The following is a 25653-nucleotide window of genomic DNA, read 5'->3' on the forward strand; positions in this document are numbered from 1 at the left end:
TATTGTATCATGAACAAGGAAACTCTCACCGTCCGCAAACTCACCCGCTGCGCCGTGGTGGCGGCCATCTATGTGGCCCTGTGCCTGGGCCTGGCTCCCTTCTCCTATGGGGCCATCCAGGTCCGCGTAGCCGAGGCCCTGTGCCTGCTGCCCATCTTTGGCCCCGAGTACATCCTGGGCGTCACCCTGGGCTGCGCCCTGGCCAACCTGCTGGGCTCCACCATGATTGACGTGGTGTTCGGCACCCTGGCCACCTTCCTGGCCTGCCTGTGCACCTATGCGGTCCGCCGCTGGCGTGTGGGCGGCCTGGCCATCCCGGCCTCCATTCCCCCGGTGCTGTGGAACGCCGTCATCGTGGGCACCGAGATTGCGGTCTTTTTCTCCAACACCCCGGCAACCCCGGCCCTCATCTTTGCCAACGCCCTGTCGGTGGGCGCCGGCGAGATCATCAGCTGCTGTGTGCTGGGCGTCCTGCTGGTCCGCCTGATTGAATCCAACCCGCGTCTGGCCCAGGTCTTCACCGACGAGACCACCCGCCAGCACGCTTAACCCCCCATACACCCTGACAGGAGGCGCTTTATGGCAGACACGCAGCTTGTGTTCTGGGACTGGAACGGCACCCTGATGGACGACGTGGACTACTCCTGCGACTGTCTGAACGGCCTGCTGGCCGCCTACCACTACCCGCAGCGGTATGAGGTGGAGGAATACCGCAGGGTGTTCGGCTTTCCCATCCAGTCCTATTACCGCCGGGTGGGCTTTGACTTTGACCGCACCCCCTTCCCCCAGCTGGCCGAAACCTACATGGACCTGTACAACGCCCATGTGGACGGCTGCCCCCTGACCCGGGGCGCCGCCGACGCCCTGGAGGCGATGGCCGCCCGGTGTGAAGGCCAGGTGCTGCTGTCGGTGTCCCGCCGGGACTATCTGGTGGACCAGGCCCGCCGCCGGCAAGTGGACCGGCGCTTCATCGAGATGCTGGGCCTGGACGACATCCACGGCGTCAGCAAGGTGGAGCTGGGCCGCCGGTATATGGCGTCCTGCGGGGCCGACCCGGCCCGGTGCGTCATGATCGGCGACACCGACCACGATGCCGAGACCGCCCGGGCCATGGGGGTGCGCTGCATCCTCTACACCGGCGGACACCAGACCCGCGCCCGCCTGGAAGCCACCGGCAACCCCACCATCGACCGGCTGGAAGACCTGCCCGGCCTGCTGTAAACTCTGATCTCACCGCCCTGTTTCCCCCGCAAAGGGGCCTTACAGGGCGGTTTTTGCGGTCTGTTCACAGAAATTTTACCTGAATCCGCCGCAAATGTTTGACACCCCTTCCCGCTTTGGTGTATCATAGGGGCAGTGTCATTGGGGCCGGGCCCTGCCGCGGCCCCCTGCACAGCCTTTCCGCTTTCCTGCGAAAGCCGGCGCCGCCCGCGGCATTTTCCGCCCCGGGCCCCGCCTTACAATACACGAACACTCCTATTTTGAGGTGAAACTATGTCCCTGGTAGAAAAAATCTTTGGCACCTTCTCGGACCGGGAGCTGAAAAAAATCAACCCCCTCACCAAGAAGGTCCTCGACCTTGAGCCCACCTATGCGGCCATGTCCGACAGCGAGCTTCAGGCCCAGACCCCGGCCCTGAAGGAGCGGCTGGCGGGGGGCGAAACCCTGGACGACATCCTGCCCGAGGCCTTTGCGGTCTGCCGCGAGGCCGCCTGGCGCGTGCTGGGCATGAAGCACTTCCCGGTCCAGATCACCGGCGGCATCGCCCTGCACCGGGCCAACATCGCCGAGATGCAGACCGGTGAAGGCAAGACCCTGGTGGCCACCCTGCCCGCCTACCTGAACGCCCTGTCGGGCGAGGGCGTCCATGTGGTCACCGTCAACGACTACCTGGCCAAGCGCGACAGCGAGTGGATGGGCAAGCTGTACCGCTGGCTGGGCCTGACGGTGGGCCTGATTGTCCCCGGCCTGGACGGCGCCGCCCGCCGCAAGGCCTACAACGCCGACATCACCTACGGCACCAACAACGAGTTCGGCTTTGACTATCTGCGCGACAACATGGTCACCTACAAGGCCAACATGGTGCAGCGCGGCCACGCCTACGCCATCGTGGACGAGGTGGACTCCATCCTGATCGACGAGGCCCGCACCCCCCTGATCATCTCGGGCCGGGGCGAGGATTCCTCCTCCCTCTACACCCAGGTGGACCAGTTTGTCCGCGGCCTGCGCAAGAGCGTGGTGGTGGAGCTGGAGACCAAGGAGGAGGCCGACGACCAGGCCGACGGCGATTACGTGGTGGACGAAAAGCACAAGACCGCCACCCTGACCGCCAGCGGCATCAAGAAGGCCGAGGAATACTTCAAGGTGGACAACCTGGCCGCCGCCGACAACATGACCCTGGTGCACCACATTGAGCAGGCCATCAAGGCCCACGGCGTCATGAAGAAGGACATCGACTATGTGGTCAAGGACGGCGAGGTCATCATTGTGGATGAGTTCACCGGCCGCCTGATGATCGGCCGCCGCTACAACGAGGGCCTTCACCAGGCCATCGAGGCCAAGGAAGGGGTCACCATCGCCTCCGAGAGCAAGACCCTGGCCACCATCACCTTCCAGAACTATTTCCGCATGTACAAGAAGCTGTCCGGCATGACCGGCACAGCCCGCACCGAGGCCACCGAGTTCACCGAGATTTACGGCCTGAACATCGTGACCGTTCCCACCAACAAGCCCACCATCCGCAAGGACTACCCCGACGTGGTGTATTCCACCGTGGCCGGCAAGTACCGCGCGGTCATCGACCAGGTGATGGCCTGCCACGAAAAGGGCCAGCCGGTTCTGGTGGGTACCGTCAGCGTGGAAAAGAGTGAGATCCTGGCCAAGATGCTCCAGAAGCGGACCCGGGACTTCAACGTCCTGAACGCCAAGAACCACGAGCGTGAGGCCGAGATCGTGGCCCAGGCCGGCAAAAAGGGCGCCATCACCATCGCCACCAACATGGCCGGCCGTGGTACCGATATCATGCTGGGCGGCAACGCCGAGTTCATGGCCAAGGCTCAGATGCGCAAAGAGCAGTTCTGCGAGAAGCTGCTGAACCCCGACGCTCCCCAGGACGCCCTGCCCGAGCAGGTGGAAGCCCTGCTGATCGAGGCCGACGGCCACAGCGACACCACCGACGCCAACATCCTGGCGGCCCGGGCCCGCTTTGACGAGCTGTACCGCCAGTACAAGGACGAAATCGCCTCCGAGGCAGAGGAAGTCCGTGCCGCAGGCGGCCTGTTCATCATCGGCACCGAGCGCCACGAGAGCCGCCGCATTGACAACCAGCTGCGCGGCCGTGCCGGCCGTCAGGGCGACCCCGGCGCTTCCCGGTTCTATCTGAGCCTGGAGGACGACCTGATGCGCCTGTTTGGCGGCGAGCGGGTCCAGAACCTGATGAATTCCATGGGCCTGGATGAGGACACCCCCATCGAGACCCGGATGATTACCTCCACCATCGAGAGCGCCCAGAAGAAGCTGGAAGGCCGCAACTTCGAGATCCGCAAGAACGTGCTGCGGTACGACGACGTCATGAACCAGCAGCGCGAGATCATCTACGGCCAGCGCCGCAAGGTTCTGGACGGCGAGGACGTCAGCGCCGACATCCACAAGATGCTGCGGGACAACATCGACAGCAGCTGCGCTCTGTTCCTGACCGGCGAGGTCAAGGAGGACTGGGACTTTGCCGCCCTGCGCCGCCATTACAAGGGCTGGCTCACCACCGACAACGACTTCCACTACACCGCCGAGGAGCTGGCCGATCTGACCCCCGAGAAGGTGGCCGACACCCTGTACGACCGCGGCATCAAGGTGCTGGAAGACAAGGAGACCCGCTACGGCGCCGCTCTGATGCGGGAGCTGGAGCGCATCTGTCTGCTGCGGTGCGTGGACCGGTACTGGATGGACCACATCGACAACATGGACCAGCTGCGCAAAGGCATTTCCCTGCGCAGCTACGGCCAGAAGGACCCCGTGGTGGAATACCGCATCGAGGGCTTTGACATGTTCGACCAGATGGTGGACTCCATCCGTGAGGACACCGTCAAGATGCTGCTGATGATCGAGGTCCGCCCGGTCCAGCAGGGCCAGCCTGCACCCCAGGCCGCTGCCCAGCAGCCGGCCCCCGCTGCACCTGCGGCAGCCGCTCCTGCTGTTCCCGCCGCCCCCGCCGCAGCGGCCGCTCCGGCCGCCCCTGCTTCGGCTGACATCGCCGCCCTGCGCCAGAAGATGACCGGCCAGAGCGCCGGCGCCCGGGCCGCAGCCGCCGGCCAGGTGGCAGGCGCCGCCAACAAGCCGGTGCGCGTGGGCAAGATCGGCCGGAACGATCCCTGCCCCTGCGGCAGCGGCCTCAAGTGGAAAAAGTGCACCTGCGCCCAGTACCACCCCGACCTGGCATCCAAAAACTAATCCAGCATAAACGCCCCCGCCTTCCACAAACAGAAGGCGGGGGCGTTTTTATCGGCGGGAAAACAAGTTAAGCTTTGATCTCGTTCCAGACGCTCTGGCCGTCCAGGCTGGAGGCGTCCACGCCCAGATATTCACAGATGGTCCGGGCGATGGTGGAAAAGCTCATGCGGGTGCCCAGGTTGACGCCGGGGCGGATCTTTTTGCCGTAGACCAGCCAGGGCACATACTCCCGGGTGTGGTCGGTGGTCTTGAGGTAGGACGGGTCGCAGCCGTGGTCGGCGGTGACCATCAGGATATCGTCCTCCCGCATGCCGGGCAGGAAGCCGGTCAGGAACCGGTCAAACTCGGTGGCGGCGGCAGCGTAGCCGGGGATATCGCGGCGGTGGCCGTACAGCATATCGAAGTCCACCAGGTTGACAAAGGCCAGGCCCTCAAAGTCCCGGGTCTGGAGGGCCTGGGTGAAGGCGATGCCGTTGGTGTTGCCGGTGGTCTTGATCTTTTCGGTGACGCCCTGGCCGTCGAAGATGTCGAAGATCTTGCCCACGGCGATGACGTCCTGGCCGGCCTTGCCGATCAGGTCCAGCATGGTGTCGCGGGGGGGCTTGAGGCTCAGGTCGTGGCGGTTGGTGGTGCGGCGGAAGTTGTCCGCCTTGTCCCCCACAAAGGGCCGGGCAATGACACGGCCCACGCCGTACTTGCCTTTCAGCATCTCCCGGGCGATCTCGCAGCAGCGGTACAGTTCGGGCACCGGCACCAGGGCCTCGTTGGCCGCCACCTGGAACACGCTGTCGGCGCTGGTATAGACGATGAGGGCGTTTTCCGCCATGGCCTGCTCGCCGTAGTCCTTCAGCACCTCGGTGCCGGAATAGGGCTTGTTGCACAGGACCTTGTAGCCGGTTTTGGCCTCATATTCGGCGATCAGCTCGTCGGGGAAACCGTTGGGGAAGGTGGGCAGCGGCTCGGGGCTGACCACGCCGGCAATCTCCCAGTGGCCGATGGTGGTGTCCTTGCCCATGCTCTGCTCCTGCAGCCGGGCAAAGGCGCCGATGGGGGCGGCGTCCGGCTGGCCCGCCGTCACGCCGTCGATGTTGAACAGGCCCAGACGGCCCATGTTGGGGCAGTCAAAGGCCGGGTCCCGGGCAATGGCTCCCAGGGTGTTGGTGCCCTCGTCGCCAAAGGCGGCGGCGTCCGGCTCCGCACCGATGCCAAAGCTGTCCAGAACGATCAAAAATACACGTTTTGCCATAGTGTTTTAGTCCTTTCTGCGGGGCCCCTGCCGGGCGTCCCGCGGGTCAAAGGGCGCCGGGGCCTGTCCATCCTCCTGGGCGGAGGACGGCGCGCCGGGGCGCTGGTTTGATTTCAGTATACCATATTTCCCCACCCCGCAAAAGAGGCAAAGTCACACTTTCACCGATCTTCCGCGAAGGCTTTCCGGCCTCCAAAACGTTGCCCGTCACAACATTTTCGCAAAAAACTTCTTGCTCATTGGTATCCATCAAGTTATAATAAGAGTGTATGGCATAAAATATCATTCATATACGGCATTGGTATGCCAGGAGGTAAACGCTATGCGCAAAACCAAAATTATCTGCACCCTGGGTCCCTCCACCGACAAGGAGGGCGTGCTGCGGGCGCTTGTAGAAAACGGGATGAACGTGGCCCGTTTCAACTTTTCCCACGGCTCTCACGAGGAGCACAAGGGCCGTTTCGACGCCCTGAAGGCCATCCGTGAAGAGCTGAACCAGCCTGTGGCCGCCCTGCTGGACACCAAGGGCCCCGAGATCCGTCTGAAGGACTTCAAGAACGGCTCCGAGATGCTGGACGAAGGCCAGACCTTCACCCTCACCACCCGCGAGGTGGAGGGCACCAAGGAGATGGTCAGCATCACCTACAAGGACCTGCCCCACGACGTGGCTCCCGGCGGCACCATCATGCTGGATGACGGCCTGATCAAGCTGTCCATCCGCGAGGTCACCGACACCGACATCATCTGCACCGTCCTGAACGCAGGCAAGATCAAGAACAAGAAGGGCGTCAACGTTCCCGGCGTCCACCTGTCCATGCCCTATATGAGCCAGCGGGACCGGGACGACATCATCTTCGGCATCGAGCAGGGCTTTGACTTCATCGCCGCCTCCTTTGTGCGGACGGCCCAGGACGTCTACGAGATCCGCAACCTGCTGAACATGTACGACTCCAAAATCCGCATCATCGCCAAGATCGAGAACCCCGAGGGCGTCGAGAACATCGACAGCATTCTGGCTGCCGCCGACGCCGTCATGGTGGCCCGCGGCGACCTGGGCGTCGAGATTGATTTCTCCGAGCTGCCCAGCATCCAGAAGTCCATCATTGACCGGTCCTACTCCTTCGGCAAGCCCATCGTCACCGCTACCCAGATGCTGGACAGCATGATGAACAACCCCCGCCCCACCCGTGCCGAGATTTCGGACGTGGCCAACGCCATCTATGACGGCACCTCCGCCATCATGCTGTCGGGCGAGACCGCTGCCGGCGCCTACCCGGTGGAGGCTCTGCGGACCATGTCCCAGATCGCCGAGCGCACCGAGGCCGACGCCCACTACCAGGTCCACCGCCTGAGCCGGATGAAGGTCAACGGCACCACCAGCGTCAGCGACGCTACCGCCCACGCCGCCTGCCTCACCGCCCAGGACGTCAACGCCTCGGCCATCGTCACCGTGTCCGAGTCCGGCAACACCGCCCGTCTGCTGAGCAAGTACCGTCCCGATCAGCCCATCATCGCCTTTGTCATGCGCCAGCAGGTCCAGCGTCAGCTGGCCCTGTCCTGGGGCATCACCCCGCTGCTGATGCCTCTGGCCCACAGCACCGATGAACTGATCGACGTGTCCACCAGCCTGGCCGAGAAGTACGGCTATATCCACAACGGCGAGCTGGCCGTGGTCACCGCCGGCGTGCCGGTGGGCGTCAGCGGCACCACCAACATGGTGAAGATCCACATGGTGGGCAACTGCCTGGCTTCCGGCGTGGGCGTGGGCCGCGAGGACGCTGCCAACGCCAGCGCCACCGGCAAGGCCTGCGTCTGCCACAGCCTGGACGAGATCAAGGCCCGCTTCAAGCCCGGCATGATCCTGGTCCTGCCCTTCACCAGCAACGAGATGATGCCCTATATCCGTGAGGCTGCCGCTCTGGTGGTGGAGGAACCCGGCATGAACAGCCATGCCGCCATCACCGCCAATGCCCTGCTCAAGCCCGCCATCGTGGGCGCACAGGGCGCCACCAGCCACATCCGCGACGGTCTGGACATCGCGGTGGACTGCGCGCACGGCAGCGTCCAGTCCCTGCAGGGCCAGGCCTAAGGAGGCGCCTCCATGGAACGGATCGCCAGTTTCTGCGTGGATCACACCAGGCTGCTGCCCGGCATGTACCTGAGCCGCCAGGACGGCGACGTCCTGACCTGGGACATCCGGATGAAGCGCCCCAACCAGGGCGACTATCTCTCCACCGGCGCAGCCCACACCCTGGAGCACCTGTTCGCCACCTATGCCCGCAACAGTGCCTGGAGCCAGGGGGTCATCTATGTGGGCCCCATGGGCTGCCGCACCGGCTTTTACCTGCTGACCCGGGGCCTGACCCCCGCCGAGGCTCTGGCCTTGACGGTGGAGTCCTTCCGGTTTATGGCGTCCTATGACGGGCCCATTCCCGGCGCCAGCGAGGTGGAGTGCGGCAACTGGCAGGATATGGACCTGTCCGCCGCCCGGGCCGAGGCCGCCGCCATGGTACCGGTGCTGGAGGCCCTCACCGCCGACCAGCTCCACTACCAGGACTGATTTTTTGACAGTATAAAACGCCCTTCGACTTTCGCCGGAGGGCGTTTTTCTGTCTCTGGGCGCAAAAAAGCCCCTGCCCTCGGTCTGGAGGGCGGGGGCTTTGTGTTTTCATCGGTTCCGGGGCAGTTTGGGGGCGGGGCCGGTGGAGCCCCGGAGAATCAGCTGTCCGTGAAGCAGCAGGCTGCTGATGGGCACTCCGTTCATCAGGCTGTCCAGGGCATAATAGCCGCTCTTGCCGATCTGGAGCCGGTCCTGGCGGATGGTGGTGAGGGGCGGAGCAGTGTGGGCGCAGAAAGGCAGGTCGTCAAAGCCCACAATGCTCAGCCGCCGGGGCACGTCGATGCCCAGTTCCTGGCAGCGGATCAGCACCGTATGGGCCAGCAGGTCCGAGCTGCACAGGATGGCAGTGACCCCCTGGTCCAGCAGTCGGGGCAGGTGGTTGTCCAGGCATTCGGAGAAGTAATAGGAGTACCCCGCCAGGCTCTTGGAGCTGGGCAGCTTGCGGCGGTTCAGCTCATAGAAGAAGCTGCGGTACCGCACCTGGGTGATGTGGGAGCCCAAAGCCCCGCTCAGGTAGCCGATTTTCCGGTGACCCATGCCGTACAGGGCCTCCACCGCCTGACCGATGGCCTCGTTGTTGTCGATGCCCAGGGTGGCCACGGTGGGGTTGCCCAGGATCAGGTTGTCGTACAGCACCGCCGGGGTGCGGCTGCGGGGAAATTCCTTCATCCAGGGGTCGTTCAGGCTCATGCCCAGAACCAGGGCCCCCAGATACCCCTCCCGCAGCATGAAGGTATCGTAAGGCACCGACTGCTGCAGCTCTTTGGTCAGCTCCACCACCCGCACGCCATAGCCCGAGGGCTCCGCCATCTGGCGGAAGCCGGTGACGATATCGGTGCCGAAATCCTCCGGTTTGCTGCAGCTCATATTCTCGATCAGGATACACAGGCTCCGCACCGCGCCGCGGCGGGCCCGGGTATAGCCCAGGGCCACCGCTGTCTCCAGGATGGTCTTGCGCAGCGCGTCGCTGACGTCGGGCGCGCCGTTCAGCGCCTTGGATACGGTCCCCTTGGAGACGCCCACTTTCTTTGCGATATCATCCATTGTGACCATCCCGGCCGGCACCTTCCTTCTATGCCAATATGGCTTTTATTATACCTTCTCCATGCCAAAAAGGCAAATGTCGAAACCTTTAAAAAAGTTTCGAGAGTTTCAGCTGGTATACTTCGTTTTGTCATATCACCATAAAGTCAGACACTTTTGTTGTACAACCTTCACAAATTATTCACGAACCACCAAAAAGACTTGATTCTTCGCCAAAACAGGTTTATATTTATCCCAGAGCGAAACATTACGAAACTTTCGCATTTTGGTTCACACGGCCATACTACACGATAGGAGGAATTGCCACATGCGCAAAAAATTGTCCGCAGCCCTTGCCCTGTTGCTGGCAGGGGCCACCATGCTGGGTTTGCTGACCGGCTGCTCCAGCCAACAAAGCGGCGCGAGCGAAGAGGTTCGCCTCATGGTTTGGAGTCCGTCCGAGGACCAGTCCAAAGACAGCGGCCAGTGGCTCCAGACCTGCTGCGAGCGGTTTGCCGAGCTTCACCCCGAGTGGGACATCACCTTTGTCTACGGCGTTGTGGATGAGACCAGCGCCGGCACCACCATCTCCCAGGACCCCGAGGCCAGCGCCGACGTCTTTATGTTCACCAACGACGTTTTGACCAACCTGACCGATGCGGGCGCTGTGGCCAAGTTTGGCGGCAAATACGCCGATCAGATCAAGTCCACCAACAGCGACGCTCTGCTGGACTCTCTGACCCTGGACGACTACCTGTACGCCGTCCCCTTTACCACCAACACCTGGTATATGTATTATGACAAGCGGGTCTTTTCGGAGGAGGACGTGAAGAACCTGGACACCATGCTGGAAAAGGGCGTGGTCAGCTTCCCCTTCACCAACTCCTGGTACCTGCCGGCCTTCTACTTCGGCAACGGCTGCACCCTGTTCGGTGACGGCACCCAGGAAGAGCTGGGCGCCGACTTCGGCGGCGAGAACGCTGTGGAGGTCACCAACTACCTGATCGACCTGTACAATCACCCCAACTTCGTGGTGGATGCCGACGGCTCGGGCATTGCGGGCCTGCGCGACGGCAGCATCAACGCCATGTTCAGCGGCTCCTGGGATGCAGCCTCCATCAAGGAGATCCTGGGCGAGAACATGGGCGTGGCCGCCCTGCCCACCTACACCCTGAACGGCGAGGAGAAACAGATGTACGCCTACGCCGGCAGCAAGGCCATCGGCGTCAACTCCCACAGCAAGTACATGGTGCAGGCCATCGAGCTGGCCATCTACCTGGGCTCCGCCGAGGCCCAGCAGCTCCACTATGAGCTGCGCAACGTGATCCCCTGCAACACCAAGCTGCTGGCCGACCCCGCCATCGCCAGCGACCTGGTGGTGGCCGCCCAGAACGACACCTTCGACAACACCTCGGTTCTGCAGCCCTTCGTGGCCTCCATGAGCAACTGCTGGACCCCCGTGGAGAACCTGGGCAAGGGCATCCGCAGCGGGACCGTCACCCACGAAAACGCCGCGGAACAGACCATCGCCATGAACGACGCCATGAACAGCAACGGCATCTCGTAAGGAAAGGGAGGAATCGAGGATGAACGCGACAAGCGCATTGAAACTGCGCCGTGCCTATGTGGCCGAAAACCCCTGCACCTGCACGGCAGCTTTGAAAGACGGCGGCATCGAGACCAAACTCTCGGCCCTGGTCATGGGCCTGGGCAACATCGTCCACGGACAGGTGGTCAAGGGCCTGCTGTTCCTGGCGGTGGAAGTAGCCTATCTGGTCTTTATGTTCACCCAGGGCTTCTACAACCTGTCCATGCTGGTGGGCCTGGGCAGCGTGGAACAACAGGAGTACTGGAACGAGGAACTGCAGATTTTTGAGTACACCCAGGGCGACCAGTCCATCCTGCTGCTCCTGTACGGCCTGGCCACCCTGTTCATCACCGGCCTGGTGTTCTGGATCTGGCGCGGCACCCTCAAGAGCGCCTACCACGCCGAGTGCATGGCCAAGGCCGGCAAGCACATCAACACCTTCACCGAGGACCTGAAGGAGCTGCTGGACTCCAACCTCTACCGCCTCCTGATGACCCCCTCCATGTTCTTCATCACGGTGCTGACCATCCTGCCCCTGGTCTTTATGATCTGCATGGCCTTCACCAACTACAGCAAGATCGGCAACCATCTGGTCCTGTTCGACTGGGTGGGCCTGGACAACTTCCGCACCCTGTTTGACTCCAACTCGGTTCTGGGCTCCACCTTCTGGCGGGTCCTGGGCTGGACCCTGGTCTGGGCCTTCTTCGCCACCTTCACCAACTACTTCGCCGGCATGATCCTGGCCATCGTCATCAACCGCAAGGAAACCAAGTTCAAGGGCTTCTGGCGCTTCTGCTTCGTGCTGCCCTGCGCGGTGCCCATGTTCGTCTCCCTGCTGATCATGCGCACCATGCTCCAGCCCGAGGGCGCCGTCAACGTCCTGCTGCGCCAGCTGGGCTTCATCGCCGAGGGCACCAGCCTTCCCTTCTTCACCGATCCCACCTGGGCCCGGGTCACCGTCATCCTCATCAACATCTGGGTGGGCGTCCCCTACACCCTGCTCCAGCTCACCGGCGTGCTCCAGAACATCCCCACCGACCTCTATGAGGCCGCCACGGTGGACGGCGCCAACTCGGTGCAGACCTTCTTCCGCATCACCCTGCCCTACATGTTCTACGTCACCACCCCCTATCTGATCGCCACCTTCGCCGGCAACGTCAACAACTTCAACGTCATCTATCTGCTGTCGGGCGGCGACCCCGTCACCGATCTGGCCTCCACCGCCGGCAGCACCGACCTGCTGGTCACCTGGCTGTACAAGCTGACCATCGACAAGCAGTACTACAACGTGGGCGCCGTCGTCGGCATTCTGACCTTTATCATCCTGGCCATCGGCTCGCTGCTGACCTATCGCCGCAGCAAGTCCTACCGTGAAGAAGGAGGCTTCTGAGCATGAGTTCCAATCAAAAACAGGCCAGCGCCAAGCGCATCAAGGCCCGCAACAACGCCATTGTCTATGTGGTCCTGTCCATCCTGGCGGTGATCTGGCTGTTCCCGGTCCTGTGGGTGGTGCTGACCAGCTTCCGCGCCGAGAAAGGCAGCTACGTCTCCACCTTCTTCCCCAAGTCCTACACCCTGGACAACTACATCAAGCTGTTCACCGACACCAGCATCCTCAACTTCCCCCAGATGTTCATGAACACCCTGTTCATCGCCGTCTGCTCCTGCATTTTGTCCGCCTTCTTCCTGCTGTCGGCCTCCTACTGCCTGTCCCGGCTGCGGTTCAAAATGCGCAAGCCCTACATGAACATGGCCATGATCCTGGGCCTGTTCCCCGGCTTCATGTCCATGGTGGCCGTCTACTTCATCCTGAAGGCGGTGGGCCTCACCGAGGGCAACAACGTCCGTCTGGCCCTGATCCTGTGCTATTCGGGCGGCGCGGCCCTGGGCTTCCAGATTACCAAGGGCTTCTTTGACACCATCCCCATGGCGCTGGACGAAGCCGCCCTGCTGGACGGCTGCACCCGCTGGCAGATCTTCACCAAGATCACCCTGCCCCTGTCCAAGCCCATCGTCATCTACACCGTCCTGACCTCGTTCATCGGACCCTGGGTGGACTTCATCTTCGCCAAGGTGATCTGCCGCGCCAACTCCGACCAGTACACGGTGGCCATCGGCCTGTGGAAGATGCTGGAGAAGGAGTACATTGACAACTGGTACACCTGCTTCGCGGCCGGCGCCGTGCTGATCTCGATTCCCATTGCAATCCTGTTCCTGAAACTGCAGAAATACTACGTCAACGGCATGGCCGGCGCGGTCAAGGGCTGATCGGTATTCTCTGAGCGCATTTTCCCCCAAGTCCCAACCCACGCAGCAGCCGTCAGACTCCCATATCTGGCGGCTGCTGTCCTTTTGACAGACCGAAGGAGCTTTCATGCAGACTGAAACCCAAACCGCGGCCGCACGCCGCAAAATGTACGATTCCAAGGCATTTGAAGTCCAGTTCCACACCGACGCCCCCCTGGGGGCCCTGTGGACGGCCCGGTCCACCCGCTTTGCCCTCTGGGCCCCCACCGCCCGCAAGGTGACCCTGTCCCTGTACGAGGACGGCAGCGCCGGGGACAGCACCCTGATGATCGACCTGGTCCGGGGCGAGCGCGGGGTCTGGCAGACCGAGGTGGAGGGCAACCTGGACGGCCGCTATTACGACTACGCCGTCACCGACAGCGAGGGGGTCACCCGGCAGACCGCCGACCCCTGGGCCCGGGCCTGCGGCCGGGATGGGTTCCGCAGCATGGTCATCGACCTGCGCCGCACCGATCCCGAGGGCTGGGCCGCCGACCAGCCCCCGGCCCGCCATCCCGAGGACATCATCTGGGAGGTCCACGTCAAGGACTTTTCCCACGACGTCCACAGCGGCGTCCCCGAGGAACTGCGGGGCAAGTACAAAGCCCTGACCCTCACCGGCACCACCCTGGACGGCGACGGGGTCCACCCCACCTGTCTGGACTACCTCAAGCGGCTGGGCATCACCCATGTGCAGCTGATGCCGGTGTACGACTATGGTTCGGTGCCCGAGAGCGATCCCGAGGCCTTCAACTGGGGCTATGACCCAGTGAACTACAACGTCCCCGAGGGCAGCTACGCCTCCGACCCCGCCGACGGCGCCGTCCGCATCCGGGAACTGAAAGAGGCGGTCCAGGCCCTCCACCGCAGCGGCTTCCGGGTCATCATGGACGTGGTGTACAACCACACCTACAAGCTGGATTCCTGGCTGTGGCGGACCGAACCCTGGTACTTCTACCGCCAGAACCCCGACGGCAGCCCCGCCACCGGCTCGGGCTGCGGCAACGACCTGGCCAGCGAGCGGAGCATGTGCGGGCGGTACATCCTGGAATCGGTGCTGTACTGGGCCCGGGAATACCACATGGACGGCTTCCGGTTCGACCTGATGGGCCTGCTGGACACCGGCCTGATGGAGCGGATTCGTTCCGCCCTGGACGCGGAATACGGCCGCGGCGAAAAACTGCTGTTCGGCGAGCCCTGGAGCGCCGGCCGCAGCCCCATGCACCGGAAAGCGGTCCCTGCCGGCAAGCGGGCCCTGCCCACCCTGGATGAAAACATCGGCGCCTTCTGCGACGCCACCCGGGACCTGGTCAAAGGCCATATCCTCCACGCCGAGCGTCCCGGCTTTGTCAACGGCGGCTCGGCCCGGCTGGCCGACCTGAGCGCCGCCGTCACCGGCTGGGCCGGGGTGAAGGGCGGCCGGTTCGCGGTGCGGACCCCCTCTCAGACCATCACCTACCTGTCCAGCCACGACGACTGGACCCTGTGGGACAAACTGGTCATCACCATGGACCCCACCCGAAGTTTTGACACCCCCACCCCCGAGGTCCTGCGGGCCAACCGTCTGGCGGCGGCCTTCTGTTTTGGCTGTCAGGGCCGCCTGTTCCTGCTGGCGGGCGAGGAATTCGGCCGCACCAAACAGGGCCTGCAGGACAGCTACAACGCCCCCGCCCGGCTCAACCAGCTGGACTGGACCCGGGCCTGGTCGGGGCCCTGGCATGAGCTGGAGGAATATTACCGGGGCCTGATGGCCCTGCGCCAGCATCTGCCCGCCCTGTGGGACAAGACCGAGCAGGCCCGGAACCGGCTTCTGGCCTCCTGGCGGCCCAGCCGCCTGTGCGCGGCCTTCCTGCTGGACAACAGCGGCCCCGCCAGCCGTTGGGATCAGCTGCTGTTGTTCTACAACGCATCCGACCGCATCCGTCCCGCCGCCCTGCCCGAGGGCCGGTGGCAGCTGCTGGCCGACGAGGGCCGCAGCACCTGCTGGCAGGACCAGGCCCCCGTCCTGCTGGACGGCCTGGCCCAGCTGCCCGCCTCCGGCGCCCTGATTCTGGGCCGGACATCACTGGATTAAGGAGTACATTGCTATGGACTTTCTCTTTGGCCGGCAGGACTTTGCCGGCGAAAACGCCCAGCAGAACTGTTTTTTGCTGGCCAACGGCCTGGGCGGCTACTGCTCCCTGTCGGCGGCCTTCTCGGCCACCCGCAACGACCACGCCTTTCTGATGGCCTGCCTGCGGGCCCCCACCGCCCGTTTTGACCTGGTCCACCGTCTGTCCGAACAGCTGGACGCAGGCGGCCAGCGCCTCTGGCTCTCCACCCAGGACAAGGCCGGCGCCCCCGCCGAGGACGGCTGGCGGCATCTGATCCTGATGGACGCCGAGGGCCCCTGCTGGGTCTATGAGGCGGAGGGCATCCGGGTCACCCGCCGGGTGGCCATCCAGTACGGCGCCAACACGGCGGCGGTCCGCTACACCATTGAAAACGGCTCCGCCTCCCCCTGCGCCCTGACCGTCACCCCCTGGCTGCGCTTTGTGCCCAAAGGGGGCAAGATGACCCGCCGCCGCATGTTTGACTGGCAGGCCGGCCGGGTGTCCAGCGGCGGAATGGACCTGTATTTCTCGGTGGAAGGAGGCCGGGCCGAAGCCCTGGAAGCGCCTCAGTTTGAGACCCTGTTCTTCCGCCACGACGCCCCCGACGGCCGCACCCCCACCGGCCTGTGCGGCGCAGCGGGCCGCTTCCTGTTTGAGGCCGCCCCCGGTGAGACCCGGGAGGCCGCCGTGGTATTCAGCACCGAGCCCCGGCTGCCCAAAGCCGATGCGGTTCTCTCGGGCCAGGCCCGCCGCCGCAAGGCCCAGGCCACGGCCGCCGGGCTCCGCAGCCCTCTGGGCAAGGTTCTCTCGGAGGCCGCCGACGCCTTTGTGGTGGACCGGGCCTCCACCGGCGGCAAGACCATCATCGCCGGTTACCCCTTCTTCACCGACTGGGGCCGGGATACCATGATCGCCCTGCCCGGCTGCACCCTCTCCACCGGCCGGTGGGAGGACGCCAAAAGCATCCTGCGCACCTTTGCCGAAAACGAGCGGGACGGCCTGCTGCCCAATCTCTTCCCCGACCAGGACGCCCCGCCCCAGTACAACACGGTGGACGCCGCCCTGCTGTTCATCAACTGCCTGTGGCTGTATCATGTCCGCACCGGGGACGACGCCTTTGTCCGGGAGGTCTGGCCTTGTGCCGCCCGCATTGTGGAGCGGTATCAGGCCGGCACCCTCCACGGCATCCACATGGACGCCGACGGCCTCATCTGCGCCGGCCAGGGCCTGGATCAGGTGACCTGGATGGACGTGCGGATCGGGGACATCCTCCCCACTCCCCGCCACGGCAAGCCGGTGGAAGTCAACGCCTACTGGTACAACGCCCTCCGGATCATGGCCCGGCTGGCGCCCCTGACCGGCGCCGAGGGCGCATCCTATGACGCCCTGGCCGACCGGGTGGGCGAGAGCTTCCGCCGCAGCTTCTGGATGCCGGACCAGCAGCGGCTGCGGGACATCATCGGGGATGTCCCCTCCGAGGCCGACACCCAGCTGCGGTGCAACCAGATCTGGGCGGTGTCCATGCCCTTCACCCCCCTCACCCGCTCCCAGGCGGAAGGGGTGGTGCGCAGCGTCCGCCGGGCCCTGTGGACCCCCTGCGGCCTGCGGACCCTGGACCCCGCCGATCCCAATTTCCATCCCGTCTACGGCGGCCCCCAGAAGGTGCGGGACCTGGCCTATCATCAGGGCACCGTCTGGCCCTTCCCCCTGGGCGGGTATTATCTGGCCGAGCTGCGGCTGGGGAATTTCGGCCCCGACGCCTGCCACCGGGTGAGCCGGGACCTGGACGCCCTGGTCCCCGCCCTGCGGGAGGGGTGCCTGGGCCAGCTGCCCGAAATCTACGACGGCGCCGCGCCGGGACCCTCCCGCGGGTGCTTCGCCCAGGCCTGGAGCGTGGGCGAGATGCTGCGGGTCTGCGAGGCGCTGGAACGCCCCGCCGCCGCAGGTCTGGACAACGGCTGGGCCCAGGAGTAAACTGAGGCTGTACACCCATTTTCCCATCACAACAAGGAGGCAACGCCATCTATGAATCTGGCTGCCATCACCCATCAGGCCCGCACCCCCATGTGCTGCGCCCTGGACCAGGAAACCCTTCAGATCACCCTGCGCACCGGCCGGGACGCCGATGCGGTGGAATTGATTTACGCCGACCCCTACGAGGGCGGCATCGCCGGCGGCGAGGCCGCCTGGCAGGGCCGCCGGGCCCCCATGTCCCCCGCCTTCACCCTGGAACATCACCAGCTGTGGACTACCACCCTCCGCCCACCCTACCGCCGTCTGCGCTACTGCTTCGCGGTGCATCAGGGGGAGGAGTGCTGGTATTACTATGAGGACGGGCTGCGGCCCTTCCTCCAGCTGGACAACCGGGTCCAGTGCTTCACCATGCCCTGGATGAACCCCGCCGACTGCATCGCGCCCCCCGACTGGGTCCGCCATACCGTCTGGTATCAGATTTTCCCCGACCGGTTCTGCCGGGGCGGCAGCGGCCGGCCCGGGGCCCTGCCCTGGCGGCGGGGGCCGGTCACCAACGCCGACCGCTTCGGCGGAGATCTGGCGGGCATCACCTCCAAACTGCCCTACCTGGCCCGGCTGGGCATCAGCGGCCTTTACCTGACCCCCATTTTCGCCTCCCCCAGCATCCATAAATACGACACCGCCGACTACACCCGCATCGACCCCGATTTCGGCACCGAGGCGGACCTGTCCCGCCTGGTCCGCGCCGCCCATCAGAACGGCATCCGGGTGATGCTGGACGCCGTATTCAACCACTGCGGCCCCGGCTTTGCCCCCTGGCGGGATGTGGTGGAGCACGGCCCCCAGTCCCCCTACTGGAAGTGGTTCTTTGTCCGTCAGTGGCCCTTCACCGAGGGGGACACCCGGGACGGCCGGTACTTCTCCTTTGCCTTCCACGGCGGCATGCCCAAGCTCAACACCAACGAGCCGGAAGTGCAGGAGTACTTCATCACCCTGTGCGAGAACTGGGTCCGCCGGTACGACATCGACGCCATCCGCTTTGACGTGGGCAACGAGATTTCCCACGCCTTCCTCCGCAAACTGCGGGCCCGGCTCAAGGCCCTCAAGCCCGACCTGTACCTGCTGGGCGAGATCTGGCACGACGCCTCCCCCTGGCTGGAGGGGGACGAGTACGACGCCGTCATGCACTATCCCCTCCAGAGCGCCCTGCGCCGCTTCTTTGAGGACGACGCCCTCCCCGCCGAGGCCTTCGGCTGGGATGTGGGCCAGTGCCTGGCGGCCTACCCGCCCCAGGTGGACACCGCCCAGTTCACCCTGCTGGACTCCCACGACACCATCCGGCTGCGGACCCGCGCCGCCTCGGAGGCGGATTTCTGGCAGCAGCTGGCGGCCCTGTTCACCCTGCCCGGCAGCCCCTGCATCTACTACGGCACCGAGCTGGAAATGGAGGGCGGCCCCGACCCCGACTGCCGCCGGTGCATGCCCTGGGAGGAGCTGGACACCCCCGCCGGCAAGGCCAGCCATGACGCCCTGCAGGCCCTCATTGCCCTGCGCCGGCAGGAACCCGCCCTCCAGGGCCGGGAGATCGCCTTTGACCCCGGCCCCGGGCGTCTGGTCCGCTACCGCCGGGGCAATCCGGCCGAGGCGCTGGAAATCTGCCTCAACGCCGGCAGCCAGCCCCAGCCCCTGGCCCCGGGCGGCGAGGAACTGTTCTGCCGTGGCTGGGACGGCGGCGTCCTGGCCCCCGGCGGCATCCTGATCCGCCGGGCCTGAGCGCCCATCCCATCCACAACAAGGAGGTTTTTCCCTATGATGAATTTCAGCAAAAAAGACTGGTGGAAACAAGCTGTCATCTACCAGATTTATCCCAAGAGCTTCCAGGACTCCAACGGGGACGGCATCGGCGACCTGCCCGGCATCCTCTCCCGGCTGGACTATCTCCAGAAACTGGGTGTGGACGCCCTGTGGCTGTGCCCGGTATTCGCCTCCCCCCAGGCCGACAACGGCTATGACGTGGCCGACTATCAGGCCATCGACCCCATGTTCGGCAGCCTGGACGACATGCGCACCCTGATCCGGGAGGCTAAGGCCCGGGGCATCGGCATCCTGCTGGACCTGGTGCTGAACCATACCAGCGACCAGCACCGCTGGTTCCAGGCGGCCTGCCAGAGCCGGGACAACCCCTGCCACGACTACTACGTCTGGCGGGACGGCGAGCCGGGCGTCCTGCCCAACGACATGCGGGCCGCCTTCGGCGGGCCGGCCTGGACCTATGTGCCGGCGGTGGGACAGTATTACTTCCATCAGTTCGCCCCCCAGCAGCCCGACCTGAACTGGTTCAACCCCGCCGTCCGGCAGGAACTGTACCGGATGATCCGGTTCTGGATGGAGGAAGGGGTGGAGGGCTTCCGCCTGGACGTCATCGACCAGGTGGCCAAGGAGCCCGACCGCAAAATCACCGCCAACGGCCCCCATCTGATGGAGTTTCTGCGGGAACTGAACCGGGAGACCTGGGGCGGGGCCAACCTGGTGACGGTGGGCGAGGCCTGGGGCGCCAACCTCGAACGGGCCCGCCAGTACAGTGCCCCCGACGGCACCGTGTTCAGCATGGTGTTCCAGTTTGAGCAGATGGTGCTGGACCACACCGGCAACAAGTGGGAGCCCAAAGACTTCGCCCTGCCCCAGCTCAAGGAGAGCATTGCCCGCTGGCAGAAGGGCCTTCACGGCTGCGGCTGGAACAGCCTTTTCTGGAACAACCACGACCTGCCCCGGATCGTCAGCCGCTGGGGCGACGACGGCGCCCATCGGGTGGACTCAGCCAAGGCCCTGGCGGTGGCCCTCCACGGCCTGCAGGGCACGCCCTACATCTACCAGGGCGAGGAGCTGGGGATGACCAACGTGGACTTTCCCCTGGAGGACCTGCGAGACCTGGAGAGCATCAACGCCTACCATGAGCTGATCGCCAAGGGCGAGCCGGAGGAGCTGGCCATGGCCCACATCCACCGGATGATGCGGGACAACGCCCGCACCCCCATGCAGTGGACCGCCGGGCCCAACGCCGGCTTCACCACCGGCACCCCCTGGATGAAGCTCAACCCCAATCACACCGAGATCAACGCCGAGGCCGCCCTGGCCGACCCCGACTCGGTCTTTTACACCTACCAGAAGCTGATTGCCCTGCGCAAGGAGCATCCGGTCTTTGTGGAGGGAGATTTCACCCTGCTGTGCCCCGAGGACAAGCAGGTCTTTGCCTACCTGCGCCGGGGGGCCGGCCAGGAACTGCTGGCCGCCGTCAACCTCAGCGGCCAGGAGGCTGCCTTTGACCTGCCCGAGGCCTTCCGGGGCTGCACCCCGCTGCTGGTCACCCAGGGCGCGCCCCGGGATGGGGTCCTGCGCCCCTGGGAGGCCGTCCTCTGGCTGCGCAGCCTGTAAGTCTAACTTGTTTGGTTGATCCATACTCTGTTTTGTCACAGAAAAGGAGGGGTTTCCCATGGAACTCAAACAGCAGCTGTCCGCCATCACCCAGGAGCGCTTTGGCTGTCCGCCTGCGGACTGCACCGACGCCCAGCTCTATCAGGCCCTGCTGGCCCTGACCCAGGAGCGGGCCGCCGCCCTGCCGGCCCCCGACACCGGGCGCAAGCTCTACTACTTCTCAGCCGAGTTTCTGCTGGGCAAGCTGCTCAGCAATAACCTTTTGGCCCTGGGCCTGTTCGAGCCGGTCCGCACCCTGCTGGACGAAATGGGCCGCTCCCTGGCAGCTTTGGAGGAATACGAGCCCGAGCCCTCGCTGGGCAACGGCGGACTGGGCCGTCTGGCCGCCTGTTTTCTGGATTCCATTGCGGCCCTGGGCCTGCCCGGGGACGGCGTGGGCCTGAACTATCACTACGGCCTGTTCCATCAGAAGTTCACCGACCGCAGGCAGCAGGAGCAGCCCGACCCCTGGATTCAGCCCGAGAGCTGGCTGATTTCCACCGGCAAGACCTTCACCGTTCCCTTCGGGGGCTTTGAGCTGACGGCCAACCTCTACGACATTCTGGTGCCCGGCGCCCACAGCGGCATTGCCAACCGGCTTCACCTGTTTGACGTGTCCGACCCCGCCCAGCCCCCTGCCGACGGCATCCGGTTTGACAAGCGGGACATTCCCCACTGCCTGACCTCCTTCCTCTACCCCGACGACAGCGACTACGAGGGCCAGCTGCTGCGGGTGTATCAGCAGTACTTTATGGTGTCGGCAGGGGCCCAGCTGATTCTGGAAGAACTGGCCGGCCGGGGCTTCGGGCCCGAGACCCTCAGCGACCATGTGGCCATCCAGATCAACGACACCCACCCCTCCATGGTGATTCCCGAGCTGATCCGCCTGCTGACCGGTCTGGGCCTGACCTTCGACCAGGCCCTGGCCCAGGTGGAACAGACCTGCGCCTACACCAACCACACCATTCTGGCCGAGGCGCTGGAAAAGTGGCCTCTGGACTACATCCGGACGGTGGCGCCCCAGCTGGTGCCCATCATTGAGGAGCTGGACCGCCGGGCCCGCCAGCGCAGCGGCGACGACCGGGTGTCCATCCTGGACCCCTGGGGCCGGGTGCACATGGCCCATATGGACATCCATTACGGCCACTCGGTGAACGGCGTGGCGGCCCTCCACACCGAAATCCTCAAAAACAGCGAGCTGAAACCCTTCTACGACCTGTACCCCGAAAAGTTCAATAACAAGACCAACGGCGTGACCTTCCGCCGGTGGCTGGAAGCCTGCAACCCGGCCCTGGCCCGGTGGATCACCCAGCGGATCGGCGACGGATGGACCCGCGACGCCGCCCAGCTGGAAAAGCTGCTGGACTACGCCGGCGACGCCGACAGCCTCAGCGCCCTGCTGGAGGTCAAGCAGCACAACAAGCGGAAATTCCAGGCCCTGCTGCGGCAGCGCCAGGGGGTGGAGATCGACCCCAACTCCATTTTTGACATCCAGGTCAAGCGTCTCCACGAGTACAAGCGCCAGCAGATGAACGCCCTGTGGGTCATCTACAAATACTGTGAGATCAAGTCAGGCCGCCGTCCGGCCCGGCCCATCACCGTCCTGTTTGGGGCCAAGGCGGCCCCGGCCTACACCATGGCCAAGAACATCATCCACCTGATCCTCTGCCTGCAGGCTTTGACCGAATCGGACCCCGACGTCCGGCCCTGGCTCCATGTGGTGATGGTGGAGAACTACAACGTCAGCTGGGCCGAGGCCCTGATCCCCGCCTGCGACCTGTCGGAACAGATCTCCCTGGCCTCCAAGGAGGCCAGCGGCACCAGCAACATGAAGTTTATGGCCAACGGCGCGGTAACGCTGGGCACCATGGACGGCGCCAACGTGGAAATCGCCGATCTGGTGGGCCCGGACAACATTTTCACCTTTGGCGCATCCAGCGACCAGGTCATCGACCTCTACGCCCGCAATGCCTACCGGTCTCTGGACTACTACCACCGGCCCAACCTGGAATATCTGGTGGACTTTTTGCTGACGCCCCAGATGCTCTCGCTGGGTGACCCCAACCTGCTGTGGCCCCTGTGGAACGACCTGAAGTACAAGGACTGGTTCATGGCCCTGCTGGACCTGGAGAGCTACATCGCCGCCAAGGAGCGGGCGCTGGCCGCCTACGAGGACCGCACCGCCTGGGCCAAAAAGATGCTGGTGAACATTGCCAAGTCGGGGTATTTCTCCTCCGACCGCACCATCGCCCAGTACGACGCCGACATCTGGCACCTGCGCCCGGCCGCCGCCCCGGAAGCTCCCGCAAAGGCTGAGGCCGCCCCAGAGGCCGCGGAGGCCCCCGAAACGCCCGCCGCCCCGGAGAAGGACGAATAACCAGCCCCAGGCAGGCCGCCCACACACAATAAAAAGCCGGAAGGCGCGGAATGAATCCGCAGCCTTCCGGCTTTCTTTATGTGGATATCGCTCAGCGGGTTTCCGCCAGCAGCACTTCCGACAGCATCCCGCGGACGGCGTCGGTCAGCTCCATGGTCTGGAGGACGCCCAGCAGTTCGGCGGCGTTCATGCCGCTCTGCAGGTAGCCGTAGATCCGCTCTTTCAGGTTGTACTCCATCTCGGCCTTGTACAGCAGCTGGAAGGTCTGGCCCAGCAGGTCATTGGACCGCACCGCCACCGGATGGCCGAACCGCACCTCCAGCCGGTCGGCGGGAGTGATGGCGGGGGCCTGCACCGTCAGGGTGTGGGTGTCCTCCTGATAGCTGCACGCGGCCTCTGCCGGCTGGCCGTTCACCAGCACCTCCACCGGCTGGTCGGCCACGCCCCGGAATTCCAGGGTGTAGGTCCGCCGGGCGGGGACGGTGGCAGGATTGCCCTCCACCGGAGCGATGGTGAAGCAGCCTTCTTTCATGCAGTCCCAGGTCATATGGGTGACGGCGGCAGTGGGAGCCGGGTTCAGGCTGACGCCGTCGTCCTCGTACAAATCAAAGGCTCCGTCGCTGCCCGGGAACACCTTGACCACCATGGCCTCGGGGTTGTCGATGCGGTTGCTGTAGGGTTCCAGGGCGGCCATGGGCAGAATGCCGCCCGCCTTGGCCAGCACCGGGATGTCCTCGATGCCCCGCCAGAGGATCAGTTTCCGGCCGCCGTCGTAGACCCGGCCGTTGAACAGGTCAAACCACTTGCCCGCCGGCAGCCACGCCTCGAAGGAGGCGGCCCCGGCCTTTTTGTCCATGGGCCGGGTGATGGGGCAGGCGATGAGCTGGGTGCCGAAATAGTACTCGTTGGGCACCTCGTAGGCCTCGGGCTGTTCCGGCTCCAGATAGTACATGGGCCGAACCAGCGGCTGGCCCTCCTGGCTGGCCAGCCGGTTCATGGTGTAGAGATAGGGCACCAGCTGATGGCGCAGGCGCAGGTATTTCTTCATCACCGTCTCGGAAATCAGGTTGTAGTTCCAGGGTTCCTTGCCGGTGAAGCGGCTGTTGGAGCTGTGCAGCCGCATGATGGGCGAAAAGACACCCAGCTGGACCCAGCGGGTGGACAGTTCATCGTCCTTGTAGCCCATCATATGGCCGCCGATGTCGTGGCTCCACCAGCCATAGCCCACATTGCTGGCGTTGGCGGTGAAATAGGGCTGGAAGTCCAGCGATTCCCAGGTGATGATGGTATCCCCCGAGAAGCCCACCGGGTACCGGTGGCTGCCCACGCCGGCGTAGCGGGAGAAGGTCATCCCCCGCTTGCCGTCCCGCATGCTGTCCAGATAGTGGTAGTGATTCAGCATCCACAGGGGGTCCAGACCGGGGATTTTGGTGCGGGTGCCCTGCTGCCAGTCCAGCCACCAGAAGTCCACCCCGTCCTTTTCCTGGGGGTGGTGGAGGCACTCGAAATAGGCTTTCAGGAACTTGGGGTCGGCAATGTCGAACTCGATGGTCTCGCCGGTGCGCCAGTCCCGGCCCAGCGCCTCGGCCATGGGCCGGTAGGCCTCCTCAAAGGCCCGGACGCCGTCCGCCGGGTGAACGTTCAGCGTCACCCGCAGGTTGTGCTGGTGCAGCCAGTCCATGAAGGCCGGCGGGTCGGGGAACAGCTCTTTGTTCCAGGTGTAGCCGGTCCAGCCGCTGCCGTACTTGGGGTCCACGTCCACCAGGTGCCAGTCCATGTCGATGACCGACACCGAGAAGGGCACCTGTTCCTTCTCAAACCGCTGGACCAGTTCCTTGTACTCCTGGTCGGTGTAGCGGTGGTAGCGGCTCCACCAGTTGCCCAGGGCGAACCGGGGCAGCATTGGGGTGTCCCCCGTCAGGCGGTAAAAATCCCGCAGGCAGCCCTGGTAGTCGTGGCCGTACCCGAAGAAGTACAGGTCCACCGTCTCCCCTTTCCGGGTCTCCACCCAGCCGTCCTCCCGGATCACCAGAGAATGGCTGTCGTCCAATACGCCATACCGGCCCCGGGACACCACGCCGTGGTCCAGCTCCACCGCGCCGTCCGCCCCGTCCAGGGTGCGGGCGGTGCCCCCCAGGTCCTCCACCGGCTCGCCGTAATGCCAGACGGCGTTGTGGGCGTCCTTGCTGGCCTTGACCGTCAGGGACAGGCCGCTGGGAGAAAAGGCCTGTTTGTTGTACAGCAGCTCCACCCCTTCGGTGACGATTTTGAGGGAGTGCTCGGTCTCATACACCTCAAAGGCGGGCACCGGGAACTCCCGGTTCATCACGCACTGGGTGGGGCGGTCCTCAAAGATCCCCGCCTCATTGTACTCCAGCCGGAACAGCCGCGGCGTCAGCAGGCTGAACCGGTATTTGTCCCCCTGCACCACCGCTTCCCGGCGGCAGATGGGACGGCTCTTGATCTGGGTCGTTTCCATAGGCAGCATCCTTTCCTTATCCTTCATCCATCAGGCCCTCTTTTTGGTCT

The 25653-nt window shown here is 64.6% G+C and carries 16 protein-coding genes; 13 read left to right on the forward strand and 3 right to left on the reverse strand.

Annotation, left to right across the window (positions count from 1 at the left end; all coding sequences use genetic code 11):
* The first annotated feature begins 9 nt into the window (after positions 1 to 9).
* The 3 genes from B5F27_RS03420 to secA all read left to right on the forward strand — a co-directional run bounded on the left by B5F27_RS03420 (position 10) and on the right by secA (position 4446).
* Entirely contained in the window at positions 10 to 549 is a 540-nt protein-coding gene (locus B5F27_RS03420; protein ID WP_087364749.1) for a QueT transporter family protein, read from the forward strand.
* A 30-nt stretch (positions 550 to 579) separates the two neighbouring features.
* Positions 580 to 1221: an HAD hydrolase-like protein gene (locus B5F27_RS03425; RefSeq protein WP_087364686.1), complete on the forward strand. Its 642-nt coding sequence runs from the start codon at positions 580 to 582 to the stop codon at positions 1219 to 1221.
* A gap of 273 nt (positions 1222 to 1494) precedes the next feature.
* Entirely contained in the window at positions 1495 to 4446 is a 2952-nt protein-coding gene (gene secA / locus B5F27_RS03430) for a preprotein translocase subunit SecA (RefSeq protein WP_087364688.1), read from the forward strand.
* Positions 4447 to 4513: 67 nt separating this feature from the next.
* Here secA and B5F27_RS03435 read toward each other — a convergent pair whose 3' ends face one another.
* Positions 4514 to 5692: a phosphopentomutase gene (locus tag B5F27_RS03435; RefSeq protein WP_087364690.1), complete on the reverse strand. Its 1179-nt coding sequence runs from the start codon at positions 5690 to 5692 to the stop codon at positions 4514 to 4516.
* A 322-nt stretch (positions 5693 to 6014) separates the two neighbouring features.
* Here B5F27_RS03435 and pyk point away from each other — a divergent pair, with 322 nt between their 5' ends.
* Positions 6015 to 7781, forward strand: a complete 1767-nt coding sequence (pyk, locus tag B5F27_RS03440) for a pyruvate kinase (RefSeq protein WP_087364692.1) — start codon at positions 6015 to 6017, stop codon at positions 7779 to 7781.
* 12 nt (positions 7782 to 7793) lie between these two features.
* Positions 7794 to 8252 carry an S-ribosylhomocysteine lyase gene (locus B5F27_RS03445; protein ID WP_087364694.1) on the forward strand — a complete coding sequence of 153 codons (459 nt, stop codon included), beginning with the start codon at positions 7794 to 7796 and terminating at the stop codon, positions 8250 to 8252.
* Positions 8253 to 8360: 108 nt separating this feature from the next.
* Here the strand turns inward: B5F27_RS03445 and B5F27_RS03450 are convergent, their stop codons facing one another.
* Positions 8361 to 9356, reverse strand: coding sequence for a LacI family DNA-binding transcriptional regulator (locus B5F27_RS03450; protein ID WP_343214625.1), 996 nt, complete (start codon positions 9354 to 9356; stop codon positions 8361 to 8363).
* A 307-nt stretch (positions 9357 to 9663) separates the two neighbouring features.
* Between B5F27_RS03450 and B5F27_RS03455 the strand changes: the two genes are divergently transcribed.
* From B5F27_RS03455 to B5F27_RS03490, 8 genes are all read left to right on the forward strand, one after another.
* On the forward strand, positions 9664 to 10902 hold the full coding sequence (locus B5F27_RS03455; protein ID WP_087364696.1) for an extracellular solute-binding protein: 1239 nt from the start codon (positions 9664 to 9666) through the stop codon (positions 10900 to 10902).
* A gap of 19 nt (positions 10903 to 10921) precedes the next feature.
* Positions 10922 to 12313, forward strand: coding sequence for a sugar ABC transporter permease (locus tag B5F27_RS03460; protein WP_087364698.1), 1392 nt, complete (start codon positions 10922 to 10924; stop codon positions 12311 to 12313).
* A 2-nt stretch (positions 12314 to 12315) separates the two neighbouring features.
* Positions 12316 to 13191, forward strand: coding sequence for a sugar ABC transporter permease (locus B5F27_RS03465; protein ID WP_087247267.1), 876 nt, complete (start codon positions 12316 to 12318; stop codon positions 13189 to 13191).
* Between the two features lie 106 nt (positions 13192 to 13297).
* Positions 13298 to 15283 carry a type I pullulanase gene (gene pulA, locus B5F27_RS03470; RefSeq protein ID WP_087364700.1) on the forward strand — a complete coding sequence of 662 codons (1986 nt, stop codon included), beginning with the start codon at positions 13298 to 13300 and terminating at the stop codon, positions 15281 to 15283.
* A 13-nt stretch (positions 15284 to 15296) separates the two neighbouring features.
* Positions 15297 to 17276, forward strand: a complete 1980-nt coding sequence (locus B5F27_RS03475; protein ID WP_087364702.1) for an amylo-alpha-1,6-glucosidase — start codon at positions 15297 to 15299, stop codon at positions 17274 to 17276.
* A 51-nt stretch (positions 17277 to 17327) separates the two neighbouring features.
* Entirely contained in the window at positions 17328 to 19049 is a 1722-nt protein-coding gene (locus tag B5F27_RS03480) for a glycoside hydrolase family 13 protein (protein ID WP_087364704.1), read from the forward strand.
* A 36-nt stretch (positions 19050 to 19085) separates the two neighbouring features.
* Positions 19086 to 20708, forward strand: coding sequence for an alpha-glucosidase (locus B5F27_RS03485; protein WP_343214626.1), 1623 nt, complete (start codon positions 19086 to 19088; stop codon positions 20706 to 20708).
* Positions 20709 to 20766: 58 nt separating this feature from the next.
* Positions 20767 to 23124, forward strand: coding sequence for a glycogen/starch/alpha-glucan phosphorylase (locus tag B5F27_RS03490; protein ID WP_087364706.1), 2358 nt, complete (start codon positions 20767 to 20769; stop codon positions 23122 to 23124).
* A 91-nt stretch (positions 23125 to 23215) separates the two neighbouring features.
* Here B5F27_RS03490 and B5F27_RS03495 read toward each other — a convergent pair whose 3' ends face one another.
* The gene (locus tag B5F27_RS03495; protein WP_242962056.1) at positions 23216 to 25630 is read right to left on the reverse strand and encodes a TIM-barrel domain-containing protein; all 2415 of its coding nucleotides are present in this window, start codon (positions 25628 to 25630) and stop codon (positions 23216 to 23218) included.
* Positions 25631 to 25653 lie beyond the last annotated feature (23 nt).

The organism is Faecalibacterium sp. An192, from assembly GCF_002160175.1.
Classification (GTDB): Bacteria; Bacillota; Clostridia; order Oscillospirales; family Ruminococcaceae; genus Faecalibacterium.

Coding starts and splice junctions, on each gene's coding strand:
- B5F27_RS03485 (WP_343214626.1), top strand. CDS start 19,086: ATGATGAATTTCAGCAAAAAAGACTGGTGGAAACAAGCTGTCATCTAC.
- B5F27_RS03490 (WP_087364706.1), top strand. CDS start 20,767: ATGGAACTCAAACAGCAGCTGTCCGCCATCACCCAGGAGCGCTTTGGC.
- B5F27_RS03450 (WP_343214625.1), bottom strand. CDS start 9,356: ATGGATGATATCGCAAAGAAAGTGGGCGTCTCCAAGGGGACCGTATCC.
- B5F27_RS03435 (WP_087364690.1), bottom strand. CDS start 5,692: ATGGCAAAACGTGTATTTTTGATCGTTCTGGACAGCTTTGGCATCGGT.
- B5F27_RS03465 (WP_087247267.1), top strand. CDS start 12,316: ATGAGTTCCAATCAAAAACAGGCCAGCGCCAAGCGCATCAAGGCCCGC.
- pyk (WP_087364692.1), top strand. CDS start 6,015: ATGCGCAAAACCAAAATTATCTGCACCCTGGGTCCCTCCACCGACAAG.
- secA (WP_087364688.1), top strand. CDS start 1,495: ATGTCCCTGGTAGAAAAAATCTTTGGCACCTTCTCGGACCGGGAGCTG.
- B5F27_RS03420 (WP_087364749.1), top strand. CDS start 10: ATGAACAAGGAAACTCTCACCGTCCGCAAACTCACCCGCTGCGCCGTG.
- B5F27_RS03455 (WP_087364696.1), top strand. CDS start 9,664: ATGCGCAAAAAATTGTCCGCAGCCCTTGCCCTGTTGCTGGCAGGGGCC.
- B5F27_RS03445 (WP_087364694.1), top strand. CDS start 7,794: ATGGAACGGATCGCCAGTTTCTGCGTGGATCACACCAGGCTGCTGCCC.
- B5F27_RS03495 (WP_242962056.1), bottom strand. CDS start 25,630: ATGAAGGATAAGGAAAGGATGCTGCCTATGGAAACGACCCAGATCAAG.
- B5F27_RS03460 (WP_087364698.1), top strand. CDS start 10,922: ATGAACGCGACAAGCGCATTGAAACTGCGCCGTGCCTATGTGGCCGAA.
- B5F27_RS03425 (WP_087364686.1), top strand. CDS start 580: ATGGCAGACACGCAGCTTGTGTTCTGGGACTGGAACGGCACCCTGATG.
- pulA (WP_087364700.1), top strand. CDS start 13,298: ATGCAGACTGAAACCCAAACCGCGGCCGCACGCCGCAAAATGTACGAT.
- B5F27_RS03475 (WP_087364702.1), top strand. CDS start 15,297: ATGGACTTTCTCTTTGGCCGGCAGGACTTTGCCGGCGAAAACGCCCAG.
- B5F27_RS03480 (WP_087364704.1), top strand. CDS start 17,328: ATGAATCTGGCTGCCATCACCCATCAGGCCCGCACCCCCATGTGCTGC.